The following is a 13,599-nucleotide window of genomic DNA, read 5'->3' as shown; positions in this document are numbered from 1 at the left end:
GTGGAAGATGGCTTTGGACATCGAACGCATTAAGGAAGAGCTTTCTCAGGCTACGGTTTTGGAACTCAAGCAGCTCATCGACGTGCTCAAGGAGACCTGGGGCGTGACGGCGGCGGCCCCGGTGGCGGTGGCGGCGGCTCCTGCTGCGGCCCAGGCCGCGGCTCCCGTGGAGGAGAAGACGGAGTTTGACGTGATCCTCAAGGACGCCGGGGCCAAAAAGCTGGAGGTCATCAAGGAGCTTCGCGCCATCACCGGCCTGGGCCTCAAGGAGGCCAAGGACCTGGCCGAGAAGGGGGGCCCCATCAAGGAGGGCATCCCCAAGGCCGAGGCCGAGGAGATCAAGAAGAAGCTCGAGGCCGTGGGCGCGGTGGTGGAGCTCAAGTAACCCTCCGCTTCCACGGGGTGCCCCCCAGGCCCAAAGGGCCTGGGGTTTTTGCATGGGAAACCACGGGAAGCCTTCGGAATAGGGGATAGCATGGAAGCCATGGCGGAACTTCCCCGGGTGGTGGTGGGCTTGACGGGGGCGAGCGGCATGCCCTACGCCCTGGACCTTTTGGAAACCCTGCAGGGCCTTGCCGAGGTGCACCTGGTCTTAAGCCAGGGGGCCAAACGGGTCTTGTGGGAGGAGATGGGCCTGAGCCCGAAGGACCTCTACCCCTTGGCCAGCCGGGTGTACAAGGACGGCGACCTCGGTGCCCCCATCGCCTCGGGTTCCTTCCGTACCCAGGGCATGGTGGTGGTGCCCTGTTCCGCCACCACCCTTAGCAAGATCGCCCTGGGCCTGGCGGATACCCTCCTCACCCGGGCGGCCTACGTGCACCTGAAGGAACGGCGCCCCCTGATCCTGGTGCCCCGGGAGGCTCCCCTGCCCCTTCCCACTCTTAGGGCCATGGTGCAGGCGACGGAGGCCGGAGCCTTGATCCTCCCGGCGAGCCCTGGCTTCTACCACCGACCCAAGGAGATCCGGGACCTTTTGGGCTTCATCACCCAGCGCATCCTGGACCACCTGGGCTTGAGCGCCGAACGGGCTCCCCGCTGGGGTGAGCCCCCCTCCTGACAGCCGAAAAGGGCTTTGCGCCTGGGTGAGGGGTGATGGTCCATCCTTGCCCGCCCATAGCCTCCCGCATACATGACGTTTTTTTGCCCAAGTGCGGTGATACGATATCCCTGATGACCCTCACTTCCGAGCAGAAACTGGCGCTGGACACGGTACGGCAGGTGGCCAAGGAGGTTCTCTACCCCCTGGCCCCGGAGTACGACCGCACGGGGGAATACCCCTGGCCCCAGCTGAAGGCTTTGGCGGAGCTGGGCTTTTTGGGCATGACCACCCCGGAGGAATGGGGAGGAGTGGGCCTGGATTCCGTGACCTGGGCCCTGGCCCTCGAGGAGATTGCCGCCGCCGATCCCAGCGTGGCCGTGGTCCTTTCGGTGACCAGCGGCCTTCCCCAGTACATGCTCCTTCGCTTCGGCACCGAGGCGCAAAAAAGAAAGTACCTGGTGCCCCTGGCCCGGGGGGAGTGGATCGGGGCCTTCTGCCTCACCGAGCCCCAGGCGGGTTCCGATGCCGCCAGCATCCGCACGGAGGCCAGAAGGGTGCCCGGGGGTTTCGTGCTGAACGGCCTGAAAAGCTGGATCACCTCCGCAGGCCAGGCCCACCTCTACGTGGTCATGGCCCGGAGCGAGAAGGGCATCAGCGCCTTTTTGGTGGAAAAGGACACCCCGGGCCTTTCCTTTGGCCCCCCGGAGGCGAAGATGGGCCTCCACGCCGCCCACACCGCCGAGGTTCGCCTCGAGGAGATCTTCGTGCCCGAGGAAAACCTTCTGGGCGAGGAGGGAAGGGGCTTGGCCTACGCCCTGGCGGGCCTGGATTCGGGCAGGGTCGGGGTGGCGGCCCAGGCGGTGGGCATCGCCCGGGGGGCCTTTGAGATCGCCAAGGCCTATGCCGATGAGAGGGAGCAGTTCGGCAGGAAACTCCGGGAGCACCAGGCCATCGCCTTCAAGATCGCTGACATGCACGTGAAAATCGCCGCCGCCCGGGCCTTGGTGCTGGAGGCCGCCAGGAAAAAGGATTCCGGGGAGCGGTTCACCCTCGAGGCCAGCGCCGCCAAGCTCTTCGCCAGCAGCGTGGCGGTGGAGGTGACCCGGGAGGCAGTGCAGGTCCTGGGGGGCTACGGCTACCACCGGGACTACCGGGTGGAGCGCTACTACCGGGACGCCAAGGTGACGGAGATCTACGAGGGCACCTCGGAGATCCAGCGCTACGTCATTGCCCGGGAGCTTTACCGGTAGTTGGCCTAGGGCCTTCCCTTTCTCATCCTCCCGCCTTAGGGTGGAAAGGGTATGGTCCGCCGCCTCCTTTCCCTCACCCGGCCCCTCTACTGGCTTTACGAAAAGCGCCTCCTTAAGGAGGTGAAAGGAGGCCCGGTTCCCAAGCACCTAGGCCTCATCCTGGATGGGAACCGCCGCTACGCCAGGGCCTTGGGGTTATCCCCCGTGAAGGGGCACGAGTTCGGGGTCCAGAAGGCCTACGAGGTCCTGGAATGGTGCCTGGAGATGGGCATAAAAACCGTGACGGTCTGGGTTTTCTCCACGGACAACTTCAAGCGCCCCCCCGAGGAGGTGGAGGAGCTCATGCGCCTTTTCGTGCGGGAGGCGGAAAGGATGGCGGAGGACCACCGCATCCTGGAGCACCAGGTGAGGGTGCGCTTCATCGGGCGGCGGGAGGGATTCTCCGAGGAGGTCCTGAGGGCGCTGGAGCGCCTCGAGGCCAAGACCCAGCACCACCAGGGCATGGTGCTGAACATCGCCTTGGGTTACGGGGGGCGGGAGGAGATCGTGGACGCGGTGAAGAGGCTTCTTCTGGAGGCTTGGGAAAGGGGCCTTTCCCTCAAGGAGGTTGCGGAGGGGCTTACCCCTGAGGACATCGCCCGCCACCTCTACACCGCAGGCCTTCCCGATCCCGACTTCATCATCCGCACCTCGGGGGAGATCCGGCTTTCCGGCTTCCTCCTTTGGCAGTCGGCCTACTCCGAGTTCTACTTCGCCGACGTGCTCTGGCCGGAGTTCCGGAAGATCGACTTCTTGAGGGCTCTGAGGAGCTACCAGGCCCGCGAAAGGCGGTTTGGGCGTTGACAAAAAGGAGGGTTTCGTATACCCTTACAGGCAAGATGCTGGCCCTTGAGAAAAAACTCGGCCGCCGGGGGGTAGGGTAGCCCCTAAGGGTTCCTTATCCCCCGGCCCGAGTTCGGGCCGGTTTTCTTTTTGGGGAGGAGCGCATGCGGGAATGGAAGATTATCGATTCCACCTTAAGGGAAGGGGAGCAGTTTGAAAGGGCCAACTTTTCCACCCAGGACAAGATCGAGATCGCCAAGGCCCTGGACGAGTTCGGCGTGGAGTACATCGAGGTCACTACCCCCATGGCCTCCCCCCAGTCCCGCAAGGATGCGGAGGTCCTGGCTTCCTTGGGCCTGAGGGCCAAGGTGGTGACCCACATCCAGACCCGGCTGGATGCGGCCAAGGTGGCGGTGGAAACCGGGGTGCAGGGCATAGACCTCCTTTTCGGTACCAGCAAGTACCTCAGGGCCGCCCACGGGCGGGATATCCCCCGGATCATCGAGGAGGCTAAGGAGGTCATTGGCTACATCCGCGAGAAGGCCCCCCACGTGGAGGTGCGCTTCTCCGCCGAGGACACCTTCCGCTCCGATGAGCACGATCTTTTGGAGATCTACCAGGCCATCGCCCCCTATGTGGACCGGGTGGGTCTGGCGGATACCGTGGGCATCGCCACCCCCAGGCAGGTCTTCGCCCTGGTGCGGGAGGTCAGGCGGGTGGTGGGCCCCCACGTGGACATAGAGTTCCACGGGCACAACGACACGGGCTGCGCCATCGCCAATGCCTTTGAGGCCATAGAGGCGGGGGCCACCCATGTGGACACCACCATCCTGGGGATCGGGGAGCGGAACGGGATCACCCCTTTAGGGGGTTTTCTGGCCCGCATGTACACCCTGCAACCCGAGTACGTGCGCCGGAAGTACAAGCTGGAGATGCTTCCCGAGCTGGACCGCATGGTGGCCCGGATGGTGGGGATAGAGATCCCCTTCAACAACTACATCACCGGGGAAACCGCCTTCAGCCACAAGGCGGGGATGCACCTCAAGGCCATCTATCTTAACCCCGAGTCCTACGAGCCCTATCCGCCAGAGGTCTTTGGAGTGAAGCGCAAGCTCATCATCGCCTCCAAGCTCACGGGCAGGCATGCCATCAAGGCCCGGGCGGAGGAACTTGGCCTGCACTACGGGGAGGAGGAGCTGGCCCGCATCACCCAGCACATCAAGGCCCTGGCGGACCGGGGGGAGCTTACCCTCGAGGAGCTGGACCGCATCTTAAGGGAGTGGATCACGGCATGAGGCTAAAGGTTTCGGAACTCCTCCTCGGTGAGGCCGGCTTGCTTCAGGATCTTTTTGAAGGTGCCCTTGGGAAGCTCTCCGCTGTGGAAGGGGATCACGGCTATCCGGCCATCGGGGTGGGCATAAAGCCGATGCCCTCCTTTGGCCATGCGCTCCACAAACCCCAGGCGCTGAAGCTTTCTGGCCACTTCCTCGGGTCTAGGCGGCATCTATCCCCACCTGCACCGTGCGGACGTCTGGGGGAAGAGGGCGGCCTGTTTCCTTCAGGTAGGCCAGTACCAGCTCCAAGGCTTCTTTGGCGTGGGCCAAGGCTTCCTCGGGGGTCCGGCCAAAGGAATGGGCTTCAGGGATGGCGGGGAACTCGGCGATCCAGGTGCCCGGGGTTTCAGGGTCTTCGTAGACGAGGGCAGTGTAGGTCATACCCTCAGTATAGGAGGCGGGCATGGGCATGACCTTGGCGGAAAGGATACTTTCCAGGAAGGCGGGAAGAGAGGTGCGGGCCGGGGAGCTGGTGGTGGTGGAGGTGGACCAGGTGATGGTGGTGGACTCCATCGCCGGAAGCTTCTTCAAGCGCCTGGCTTACCTGGAGGCCACCCCCCGGTACCCGGAAAGGGTTTCCATTGTCATCGACCACGTGGCCCCGGCAGCCAACCTCGAGGTGGCCAAGGCCCAGAAGGAGATCCGGGAATGGGGAAGGAAGCACGGCATCCGGGTCTTTGACGTGGGAAGAGGCGTGTGCCACCAGGTGCTCATCGAGGAGGGTCTGGCCCAGCCGGGCTGGATCGTGGTGGGGTCGGATTCCCACTCCACCACCTACGGGGCAGTGGGGGCCTTCGGCACGGGCATGGGGGCCACGGATATCGCCCTGGCCGCCGCCAGCGGCCGCACCTGGTTCAGGGTGCCGGAAAGCGTCAAGGTGACCTTCCGGGGGAGGCTTCCCAAGGGGGTTACCGCCAAGGATGCGGCCCTCGAGATGGTGCGCCTCCTCACCGCCGAGGGGGCCACCTATATGGCGGTGGAGATCCACCTCCTGGACGGGGCGGAGTCCTTGAGCCGGGGTGAGCGCATGACCCTGGCCAACCTCACCGTGGAGGCCGGGGCCAAGGCGGGGCTGGTGGTGCCCTCGGGGGAGATCCTGGACCTCTACCGGGTGCCCGACTGGCTCTACCCCGACCCCGACGCCCGGTATGCCCGGGAGGTGGAGATCGACCTTTCCACCCTTTCCCCCAGGGTTTCCGTACCCTTCTACGTGGACAACGTGCAGGAGGTGGCCGCCGTCCGGGGCAAGCGGGTGGACCAGGTGTTCATCGGCACTTGCACCAATGGGCGCCTCGAGGACCTGAGGGCGGCCGCCGAGGTGTTAAAGGGGAAGAAGGTGGCCCCCGGGGTGCGCCTTTTGGTGATTCCCGCAAGCTCCCAGGTTTTGGAGGAGGCCACCCGGGATGGCACCCTGCTCACCCTGCTGGAGGCCGGGGCCACCATCGGCACCCCTGGGTGCGGTCCTTGCATGGGGCGGCACATGGGGGTTTTGGCCCCGGGGGAGGTGTGCGTGTCCACCAGCAACCGCAACTTCCGGGGGCGGATGGGGGCTCCCGACGCCGAGATCTACCTGGCAAGCCCCCGCGTGGCGGCGGCCAGCGCCGTGGCCGGGTATATCGCCACCCCCGAGGACCTAGCCTCTTTGCCTCAGGAGGAAGCCCATGCCTAGGGTTTGGAAGTTTGGCGACCACATCAACACGGACGACATCCTTCCCGGCAAGTACGCTCCTTTCATGGTGGGGGAGGACCGGTTCCACACCTTCGCCTTCGCCCACCTGCGGCCCGAGTTCGCCAAGGAGGTGAAACCCGGGGACATCCTGGTTTTCGGAAGGAATGCCGGGCTTGGCAGTAGCCGGGAGTACGCCCCGGAGGCCCTGCGCAAGCTGGGCATCCGGGTGGTTATCGCCAAGAGCTACGCCCGCATCTTCTTCCGCAACCTGGTGAACCTGGGGATCATTCCCTTCGAGTCGGAGGAGGTGGTGGATGCGCTAGAGGACGGGGATACGGTGGACCTGGATCTGGAAACGGGGGTTCTGGTGCGGGGAGGAGAGCGCTTCGCCCTTCGTCCCCCGCCGCCCTTCCTCTTGGAGGCTTTGAGGGAGGGTTCCCTGCTGGACTACTACAAGAAGTATGGCCGCTTCCCGGGGGAGTAAACTAAGCCTATGGAGGACCTGGAGATCACCTGCCCGGTGTGCGGCGAGGCCAGCGTAGTGCTGGCCGAGGACATGGAGACCCTGGAAGTAGGGGACGTGCTGGAGTGCGAAGCCTGCGGGGCCTTTTTGGAGGTGGTCTCCCTGGATCCCCTCGAGGTGGAGGTGACGGAGGAGGGCCTCGAGGCCTTCTTCGTGGACTGCCCCCGTTGCGGCTACACCTTTGAGGTATCCGAGGAGGATCAAGGCCAAGAGGTGGAGTGCCCGGAGTGCGGCTTCCGGTTCATCCCCGACTGGAGTGAGATCGAGGAGGAGGACGAGGAATGGTAGCCACTTGCCCTGAATGCGGTGCGGAGCTGACCCTGGCAAACCCCGAGTTGGGGGAACTTGTGGTGTGCGAGGACTGCGGCGCGGAGCTGGAGGTGGTGGGGCTGGACCCCCTTCGCCTGGAGCCCGCTCCGGAGGAGGCGGAGGACTGGGGAGAGTGAGGCCATCCCCTTAGGGTAGGGAGCCTCGAGGCCCTGGGCCGGGCTTCAGCCCGGTCCGGGGATTCCTGGAAGGGGAAGAGCCATCGCCATGCTGGCCATCCTGTACGACCGCATCCGCCCCGACGAGAAGATGCTCTTTGAGAGGGCTGAGGCCCTGGGCATTCCCTACAGGAAGGTCTATGTTCCCGCCTTGCGCCTGGTCCTGGGGGAGAGGCCCAAGGAGCTGGAGGAGGTCACGGTGGCCCTGGAGCGCTGCGTGAGCCAGACCCGGGGCCTGGCCGTGGCCCGTTACCTCACCGCCTTAGGCATCCCCGTGGTGAACCGGCCCGAGGTCATGGAAACCTGCGGGGATAAGTGGGCCACCAGCGTGGCCCTGGAGCGCCATGGCCTGCCCCAGCCCAGAACCGCCCTCCTCACCGATGCGGAGGAGGCCCTGAAGCTTATGGAGGAATGGGGCTATCCCGTGGTGCTGAAGCCGGTGATCGGGAGCTGGGGAAGGCTTCTCGCCAAGATCACCGACCGGGAGGCCGCCGAGGCCATCCTGGAGCACAAGGAGGTTCTGGGGGGGTTTCAGCACCAGCTCCTTTACCTGCAGGAGTACGTGAGGAAGCCGGGGCGGGACATACGGGTCTTCGTGGTGGGGGATAGGGCCATCGCCGCCATCTACCGGAGGAGCCAGCACTGGATCACCAACACCGCCCGGGGAGGGCAGGCGGAAAACTGCCCCGTAACCCCGGAGATCGCGGAGCTTTCCGTGCGGGCGGCCCAGGCGGTGGGGGGCGGGGTGGTGGCCATCGACCTCTTTGAGTCCGAGCGGGGCCTTTTGGTGAACGAGGTGAACCACACCATGGAGTTCAAGAACTCCGTGCACACCACGGGGGTGGACATCCCGGGAGAGATCCTCCGGTACACGTGGGAGCAAGGGAGGACGGCTTCATGAGCGCCGGGAAAAAGACCTTGTCCATCGTGGGGGCCTCGGGGTATGCGGGGGGGGAGTTTTTGCGTCTGGCTCTTTCCCACCCTCACCTCGAGGTGAAGCAGGTGACCTCGAGGCGTTTTGCCGGCGAGCCCGTGGCCTTCGTCCATCCCAACCTGAGGGGGAGAACCAACCTGAAGTTCATCCCCCCGGAAAAGCTGGAGCCCGCCGACATCCTGGTGCTTTCCCTGCCCCACGGGGTCTTCGCCCAGGAGTTTGAGCGCTATGCGGATCTAGCCCCCATCCTCATCGACCTTTCCGCGGACTTCCGCCTTAAGGACCTGGACCTCTACCGCAAGTACTACGGGGAGCATCCCAGGCCCGAGCTTCTCGGCCGCTTTGTCTACGCCCTGCCCGAGCTTTACCGGGAGAGGCTTAAGGAAGCGGACTGGATGGCGGGGGCCGGGTGCAACGCCACCGCCACGCTTCTGGGCCTGTACCCCCTCCTTAAAGGAGGGGTGCTGAAGCCCGGACCCATCTTCGTCACCCTCCTCATCTCCACCTCGGCGGCGGGGGCCGAGCCCAGCCCTGCCAGCCACCATCCCGAGCGGGCCGGCTCCATCCGGGTCTACAAGCCCACGGGCCACCGCCACACCGCCGAGGTGGTGGAGAACCTTCCCGGCAAGCCCGAGGTGCACCTCACCGCCATCGCCACCGACCGGGTGCGGGGCATCCTCATGACCGCCCAGGCCTTTTTGCAGGATGGCTGGAGCGAGCGGGATGTCTGGCAGGCGTACCGGGAGGCCTATGGGGGTGAGCCTTTCATCCGTATCGTCAAGCAGAAAAAGGGCATTCACCGCTATCCCGACCCCCGCTTCGTCCAGGGCACCAACTATGCGGACATCGGCTTTGAGCTGGAGGAGGACACGGGGAGGCTGGTGGTGATGACCGCCATCGACAACCTGGTGAAGGGTACCGCCGGGCATGCCCTGCAAGCCCTAAACCTCCGCATGGGTTGGCCCGAGACCCTGGGCCTGGATTTCCCGGGACTGCACCCGTAGGGGCAAGGGGGGTTGCCGTGATCGTGGTCAAGGTAGGGGGTGCCGAGGGCATCAACTACGAGGCGGTGGCCAGGGATGCCGCCTCCTTGTGGAAGGAGGGGGTGAGGCTTCTTTTGGTCCACGGGGGGAGCGCCGAAACCAACAAGGTGGCGGAGGCCCTGGGCCACCCGCCCCGCTTCCTCACCCACCCCGGGGGGCAGGTGAGCCGCCTCACCGACCGCAGGACCCTGGAGATCTTTGAGATGGTCTACTGCGGCCTGGTGAACAAGCGCCTGGTGGAGCTTTTGCAAAGGGAAGGGGCCAACGCCCTGGGGCTTTCCGGGCTGGATGGAAGGCTTCTGGAGGGCCGCCGCAAGACCGCGGTGAAGTATGTGGAAGACGGAAAGATCAAGATCCACCGCGGGGACTACACGGGCACCGTGGAGCGGGTGAACCGGGATCTATTGGACCTTCTCCTGGGGGCGGGGTATCTCCCGGTCATCACCCCTCCCGCCCTCAGCTACGAGGGGGAGGCCATCAATACCGACGGGGACCAGGTGGCGGCCCTTCTCGCCAGCGTCTACCAGGCGGAGGCCCTGGTGTACCTCTCCAACGTGCCGGGCCTTCTGGCCCATTACCCCGACGAGACCAGCCTGGTGCGGGAAATCCCCGTGGATAGGGTGGAGGACCCCGAGTACCTTTCCCTGGCCCAGGGGCGGATGAAGCGGAAGGTGATGGGGGCGGTGGAGGCGGTGAAGGGGGGAGTGAAGCGGGTCATTTTCGCCGATGCCCGGGTGGAGAACCCCATCCGGCGGGCCCTGGGCGGGGAAGGCACCGTGGTACGCTAGACCTATGGCGCGCTTTGCCCTGGTCCTCCACGCCCACCTCCCCTACGTGCGCTCCCATGGGATGTGGCCCTTTGGGGAGGAAACCCTCTACGAGGCCATGGCGGAAACCTATCTGCCGCTTCTTAGGCTCCTGGAGAGGCTTTATGCCGAAGGGGTGGAGGCCCGTTTTACTTTGGGGATCACCCCCATCCTGGCGGAGCAGCTGACGGATGCCAAGGTGAGGGAAGGCTTTTGGGCGTATGCCAAGGACCGGCTGGAGCGGGCCCAGGGGGATTATCTCCGTTACCAGGGGACGGACCTCGAGGCCAGCGCCCTCCACCAGGTGGCCTTTTGGGAACTCACCCTGGATCACTTCCACCACCTGAGGGGGGACCTCCTTGCCGCCTTCCGCCGGGCCCAGGACCGGGGCCAGGTGGAGCTTCTCACCTCCAACGCCACCCACGGCTACTCCCCCCTTCTGGGCTACGACGAAGCCCTCTGGGCCCAGATTAAGACCGGCGTGGCCACCTACCGCCGCCACTTCGCCAAGGATCCCACGGGCTACTGGCTTCCCGAGATGGCCTACCGGCCCAGGGGCCCCTGGAAGCCCCCTGTGGAGGGGGCCCCGGAAGGGGTCAGGCCGGGGGTAGACGAGTTTCTCATGCGGGCGGGGATCCGCTACACCTTCGTGGACGCCCACCTGGTTCAGGGGGGAAGGCCCCTTTCCCCTTACGGGGAGGCCTCCTTGGGTCCGGTGGAAAGCGCTGAGGCCACCTACTACGTCCACGAGCTGGAGTCGGGCCTGAGGGTTTTGGCCCGCAACCTGGAGACCTCCTTGCAGGTCTGGAGCGCCGACTATGGCTACCCGGGGGAGGGGCTTTACCGGGAGTTCCACCGCAAGGACCCCATCTCCGGCCTCCACCACTGGCGGGTGACCCACCGCCAGGCGGACCTCTCGGCCAAGGCGCCCTACGATCCCGAGGCGGCCTTTCTCAAGGTGAAGGAGCATGCCGTTCACTTCGTGGATTTGGTAGAGCGGCTTTCCCGGGAGCACCCGGATGGGGTGATCCTGGCCCCCTACGACGCCGAGCTCTTCGGCCACTGGTGGTACGAGGGGGTGGCTTGGCTGGAGGAGGTGCTGAGGCTTCTGGCCCAAAGGAGGGGGGCGCAGGCGGTGACGGCGAAGGAGGCGGTCCAGGGCAAGGCGGTGCGCTCCGCCTTGCCCGAGGGTTCCTGGGGCCGGGGTGGGGACCATAGGGTCTGGCTCAACGAGGCCACCTGGGACTACTGGCGCACGGTGTACCGGGCGGAAGGGGCCATGCGGGAGGCGGTGCGCCACGGCAACCTGCCCTCCAGGGTGCTCCAGCAGGCCATGCGGGAGCTTCTTCTCCTCGAGGCCTCCGACTGGCCCTTCCTCATAGACACCGCCCAGGCGGTGGAATACGCCAAGGAACGTTACCAGGGGCACGCCGAGGCCTTCTTTCAGCTCCTCCGAGGGGTTTCCCCCGAGGAGCTTAAGGCCCTGGAGGAGCGGGATAACCCCTTCCCGGAGGCGGACCCCAGGCTTTACCTGGAGCCCAGCGCTACGGTTCATGGGGGTGTAGGCTAGATCCGTGATCCGGCACGCCATCTTGCAGTTTCGTCCGGAGAAGGCCAGGGTTAAGGAGAACCTGGCCCGCTTGGCGGAGCGCCTCGAGGCCCTCCGTCCCCATGCCCCCGAGGTGGTGGTCCTTCCCGAGGCCGCCCTGACCGGGTATTTCCTGCAGGGAGGGGTGCGGGAACTGGCCCTGACCCGCCACGAGCTTTTGGAGCTCCTTTCAGGGGTGCACCGGGCCGTGGGGTGGGAGGGGCTTTTGGACGTGGTGGTGGGCTTCTATGAGCGGGATGAGGGGGCCTATTACAACAGCGCCGCCTATCTCGAGCTTCCCCACCGCGTGGTTCACGTGCACCGCAAGGTCTTCCTGCCCACCTACGGGGTCTTTGACGAGGAGCGCTACTTGGCCCGGGGAAGGCGGGTGGAGGCCTTCCCCACCCGGTTCGGAAAGGCAGCTATCCTGATCTGCGAGGACTTCTGGCACTCCATCACCGCCACCATCGCCGCTTTGGACGGGGCGGAGGTGATCTACGTGCTCGCGGCAAGCCCGGCCAGGGGCTTCCAGGGGGAACGCCCGGAGAACGTGGAGCGCTGGCGCACCCTCGCCCGGGCGGTGGCGGCGGAGCACGGGGTGTACGTGGTGCTCTCCAGCCTGGTGGGGTTTGAGGGGGGGAAGGGGATGAGCGGGGGGAGCCTGGTGGTGGGGCCGGAGGGGCGCATCCTGGCCGAGGCCCCCCTCTTTGAGGAGGCGGCCTTGCTCTTTGACCTGGACCGGGAGCGCATTCCCCCGGTGCGCTACGATAGCCCCCTGCTTTCGGACCTCGAGGCGGCCCTCCCCCTTCTTCTCCCGGACCTGGAGAGGGTTCTTGGAAAGGAGGGAGGATGAGGATCGTTCAGGCGCCCAAAGCCCAGGAAAGCCTGGAGCTTAACTGGCCCCTGGTGGCGGACTTCCTCACCCGCTTCATTAAGGAGGAGCTTTCCTGGCGGGGCTACGAGAAGGCCATCGTGGCGGTATCCGGAGGGGTGGACTCCGCCACCACCTTGGCCCTGGCGGTGCGGGCCCTGGGGCGAAAGCAAGTCCATGCCCTCTTCCTGCCCCACCGGGACTCCAGCCCCCTTTCCCGGGAGCACGCCTACCTGGTGGCGGAGACCTTCGGGGTGGACCTGGAGGAGGTGGACATTACCCCCATGGTGGAGGGCTATGCCGCCATGACCCCGGACCTCACCCCCCACCGCAAGGGGAACGTCATGGCCCGGGTGCGGATGATGATCCTCTTTGACAAATCCCAGGCCTACCGGGCCCTTCCCCTGGGCACGGGCAACAAGACGGAAAGGCTTTTCGGCTACTTCACCTGGCACGGGGACGACACCCCCCCCGTGAACCCCTTGGGGGACCTCTACAAGACCCAGGTCTGGGGCTTGGCCCGCTTTCTCGGGGTGCCGCAGGCGGTGGTGGAGAAGGTCCCCACCGCGGATCTCATCCCGGGCCAGACGGACGAGGCCGATCTAGGGGTGCGCTACCTTCGGGCGGATGTGATCCTGGAGCATTATCTGAAGGGCTACCCCGATGCCTACATAGAGAGCCTGGGCTACACCCAGGAGGAGATAGGGCGGGTTAAGGAGCGGGTAAACCGCACCCACTGGAAGCGGGCCCTTCCCACCGTGGCCCTCCTTTCCTCCACGGCCATCGGGGAGTTTTACCTGAGGCCCCTGGACTACCGGCCATGAGCGACCAAGAACTCAAAGCTTACCTAAGCCGGGCGCGGACCATAGCCGTTCTTGGGGCTCACAAGGATCCTTCCCGCCCCGCCCACTACGTGCCCCGGTACCTCTGGGAGAAGGGGTACCGCATCCTGCCCGTTAACCCTCGCTTTGCCGGGGAAGAGCTTTTCGGGATGCGGGTGGTGGCGAGCCTGAAGGAGATTGCCGAGCCCGTGGATATCCTGGAGGTCTTCCGCCCTCCGGAGGCCCTCTTGGCCCACCTGCCGGAGGTCTTGGCCCTGAGGCCGGGCCTGGTGTGGCTGCAGACCGGCATCCGCCATCCGGGCTTTGAAGAGGCGTTAAAGGAAGCGGGCATTCCCGTGGTGGCCGATCGTTGTCTCATGGTGGAGCACCGAAGGCTTTTCGGGGTCCACTGAG

Annotated in this window: 18 protein-coding genes; 16 read left to right on the top strand and 2 right to left on the bottom strand. The window is 65.6% G+C overall.

What is annotated here, in order from left to right; translation table 11 throughout:
* Positions 1-7 precede the first annotated feature (7 nt).
* The 5 genes from rplL (at position 8) to lysS (ending at position 4,406) form a co-directional block, all read left to right on the top strand.
* Positions 8-385 (top strand): 50S ribosomal protein L7/L12, encoded by a 378-nt coding sequence (rplL, locus tag MI302_RS11210; protein ID WP_015716111.1) that lies wholly within the window; start codon positions 8-10, stop codon positions 383-385.
* A gap of 90 nt (positions 386-475) precedes the next feature.
* Entirely contained in the window at positions 476-1,057 is a 582-nt protein-coding gene (locus MI302_RS11205) for a UbiX family flavin prenyltransferase (RefSeq protein ID WP_172955578.1), read from the top strand.
* A 113-nt stretch (positions 1,058-1,170) separates the two neighbouring features.
* Positions 1,171-2,289 (top strand): acyl-CoA dehydrogenase family protein, encoded by a 1,119-nt coding sequence (locus tag MI302_RS11200; protein WP_126204853.1) that lies wholly within the window; start codon positions 1,171-1,173, stop codon positions 2,287-2,289.
* A gap of 51 nt (positions 2,290-2,340) precedes the next feature.
* Positions 2,341-3,132 carry an isoprenyl transferase gene (locus MI302_RS11195; RefSeq protein WP_038029248.1) on the top strand — a complete coding sequence of 264 codons (792 nt, stop codon included), beginning with the start codon at positions 2,341-2,343 and terminating at the stop codon, positions 3,130-3,132.
* 143 nt (positions 3,133-3,275) lie between these two features.
* Positions 3,276-4,406, top strand: coding sequence for a homocitrate synthase (gene lysS / locus MI302_RS11190; protein WP_239725828.1), 1,131 nt, complete (start codon positions 3,276-3,278; stop codon positions 4,404-4,406).
* A gap of 2 nt (positions 4,407-4,408) precedes the next feature.
* Here lysS and MI302_RS11185 read toward each other — a convergent pair whose 3' ends face one another.
* Positions 4,409-4,615: a type II toxin-antitoxin system HicA family toxin gene (locus MI302_RS11185; RefSeq protein WP_015716116.1), complete on the bottom strand. Its 207-nt coding sequence runs from the start codon at positions 4,613-4,615 to the stop codon at positions 4,409-4,411.
* On the bottom strand, positions 4,605-4,826 hold the full coding sequence (locus MI302_RS11180) for a type II toxin-antitoxin system HicB family antitoxin (RefSeq protein ID WP_015716117.1): 222 nt from the start codon (positions 4,824-4,826) through the stop codon (positions 4,605-4,607). The genes MI302_RS11185 and MI302_RS11180 overlap by 11 nt, the downstream gene beginning before the upstream one ends.
* 22 nt (positions 4,827-4,848) lie before the next feature.
* On the opposite strand from MI302_RS11180, the gene MI302_RS11175 reads away from it, so the two are divergent.
* The 11 genes from MI302_RS11175 (at position 4,849) to MI302_RS11125 (ending at position 13,598) form a co-directional block, all read left to right on the top strand.
* A complete protein-coding gene (locus MI302_RS11175; RefSeq protein WP_015716118.1) occupies positions 4,849-6,114 on the top strand; it encodes a 3-isopropylmalate dehydratase large subunit in 1,266 nt (421 codons plus the stop codon).
* Positions 6,107-6,598: a homoaconitate hydratase gene (locus tag MI302_RS11170; protein ID WP_239725827.1), complete on the top strand. Its 492-nt coding sequence runs from the start codon at positions 6,107-6,109 to the stop codon at positions 6,596-6,598. The genes MI302_RS11175 and MI302_RS11170 overlap by 8 nt, the downstream gene beginning before the upstream one ends.
* A 9-nt stretch (positions 6,599-6,607) precedes the next feature.
* The gene (locus tag MI302_RS11165; protein ID WP_239725826.1) at positions 6,608-6,925 is read left to right on the top strand and encodes a paraquat-inducible protein A; all 318 of its coding nucleotides are present in this window, start codon (positions 6,608-6,610) and stop codon (positions 6,923-6,925) included.
* A complete protein-coding gene (gene lysW / locus MI302_RS11160; RefSeq protein ID WP_015716121.1) occupies positions 6,919-7,083 on the top strand; it encodes a lysine biosynthesis protein LysW in 165 nt (54 codons plus the stop codon). Before MI302_RS11165 ends, lysW begins: the two co-directional genes overlap by 7 nt.
* 88 nt (positions 7,084-7,171) lie before the next feature.
* On the top strand, positions 7,172-8,023 hold the full coding sequence (lysX, locus tag MI302_RS11155; RefSeq protein ID WP_026328949.1) for a lysine biosynthesis protein LysX: 852 nt from the start codon (positions 7,172-7,174) through the stop codon (positions 8,021-8,023).
* A complete protein-coding gene (gene argC, locus MI302_RS11150; protein WP_015716123.1) occupies positions 8,020-9,060 on the top strand; it encodes an N-acetyl-gamma-glutamyl-phosphate reductase in 1,041 nt (346 codons plus the stop codon). Before lysX ends, argC begins: the two co-directional genes overlap by 4 nt.
* Positions 9,061-9,077: 17 nt before the next feature.
* On the top strand, positions 9,078-9,887 hold the full coding sequence (locus MI302_RS11145) for a [LysW]-aminoadipate kinase (RefSeq protein ID WP_239725825.1): 810 nt from the start codon (positions 9,078-9,080) through the stop codon (positions 9,885-9,887).
* Positions 9,888-9,891: 4 nt separating this feature from the next.
* On the top strand, positions 9,892-11,475 hold the full coding sequence (locus MI302_RS11140) for a 1,4-alpha-glucan branching protein (RefSeq protein ID WP_239725824.1): 1,584 nt from the start codon (positions 9,892-9,894) through the stop codon (positions 11,473-11,475).
* Positions 11,476-11,479: 4 nt separating this feature from the next.
* Positions 11,480-12,346, top strand: a complete 867-nt coding sequence (locus tag MI302_RS11135; RefSeq protein ID WP_239725823.1) for a nitrilase-related carbon-nitrogen hydrolase — start codon at positions 11,480-11,482, stop codon at positions 12,344-12,346.
* Positions 12,343-13,188, top strand: a complete 846-nt coding sequence (locus MI302_RS11130; RefSeq protein ID WP_239725822.1) for an NAD+ synthase — start codon at positions 12,343-12,345, stop codon at positions 13,186-13,188. The genes MI302_RS11135 and MI302_RS11130 overlap by 4 nt, the downstream gene beginning before the upstream one ends.
* Positions 13,185-13,598, top strand: coding sequence for a CoA-binding protein (locus tag MI302_RS11125; RefSeq protein ID WP_019550465.1), 414 nt, complete (start codon positions 13,185-13,187; stop codon positions 13,596-13,598). Before MI302_RS11130 ends, MI302_RS11125 begins: the two co-directional genes overlap by 4 nt.
* Position 13,599 lies beyond the last annotated feature (1 nt).

Origin of the sequence: Thermus sp. NEB1569 (genome assembly GCF_022385295.1) — a bacterium.
Taxonomy (GTDB): Bacteria; Deinococcota; Deinococci; order Deinococcales; family Thermaceae; genus Thermus; species Thermus scotoductus.
This window is presented reverse-complemented; position numbering and strand designations above follow the sequence as displayed.

Bases quoted from the DNA above. Each gene is read 5' to 3' on its own strand.
- rplL (WP_015716111.1), top strand. From the start codon at position 8: ATGGCTTTGGACATCGAACGCATTAAGGAAGAGCTTTCTCAGGCTACG.
- MI302_RS11205 (WP_172955578.1), top strand. From the start codon at position 476: ATGGAAGCCATGGCGGAACTTCCCCGGGTGGTGGTGGGCTTGACGGGG.
- MI302_RS11200 (WP_126204853.1), top strand. From the start codon at position 1,171: ATGACCCTCACTTCCGAGCAGAAACTGGCGCTGGACACGGTACGGCAG.
- MI302_RS11195 (WP_038029248.1), top strand. From the start codon at position 2,341: ATGGTCCGCCGCCTCCTTTCCCTCACCCGGCCCCTCTACTGGCTTTAC.
- lysS (WP_239725828.1), top strand. From the start codon at position 3,276: ATGCGGGAATGGAAGATTATCGATTCCACCTTAAGGGAAGGGGAGCAG.
- MI302_RS11185 (WP_015716116.1), bottom strand. From the start codon at position 4,615: ATGCCGCCTAGACCCGAGGAAGTGGCCAGAAAGCTTCAGCGCCTGGGG.
- MI302_RS11180 (WP_015716117.1), bottom strand. From the start codon at position 4,826: ATGACCTACACTGCCCTCGTCTACGAAGACCCTGAAACCCCGGGCACC.
- MI302_RS11175 (WP_015716118.1), top strand. From the start codon at position 4,849: ATGGGCATGACCTTGGCGGAAAGGATACTTTCCAGGAAGGCGGGAAGA.
- MI302_RS11170 (WP_239725827.1), top strand. From the start codon at position 6,107: ATGCCTAGGGTTTGGAAGTTTGGCGACCACATCAACACGGACGACATC.
- MI302_RS11165 (WP_239725826.1), top strand. From the start codon at position 6,608: ATGGAGGACCTGGAGATCACCTGCCCGGTGTGCGGCGAGGCCAGCGTA.
- lysW (WP_015716121.1), top strand. From the start codon at position 6,919: ATGGTAGCCACTTGCCCTGAATGCGGTGCGGAGCTGACCCTGGCAAAC.
- lysX (WP_026328949.1), top strand. From the start codon at position 7,172: ATGCTGGCCATCCTGTACGACCGCATCCGCCCCGACGAGAAGATGCTC.
- argC (WP_015716123.1), top strand. From the start codon at position 8,020: ATGAGCGCCGGGAAAAAGACCTTGTCCATCGTGGGGGCCTCGGGGTAT.
- MI302_RS11140 (WP_239725824.1), top strand. From the start codon at position 9,892: ATGGCGCGCTTTGCCCTGGTCCTCCACGCCCACCTCCCCTACGTGCGC.
- MI302_RS11130 (WP_239725822.1), top strand. From the start codon at position 12,343: ATGAGGATCGTTCAGGCGCCCAAAGCCCAGGAAAGCCTGGAGCTTAAC.
- MI302_RS11125 (WP_019550465.1), top strand. From the start codon at position 13,185: ATGAGCGACCAAGAACTCAAAGCTTACCTAAGCCGGGCGCGGACCATA.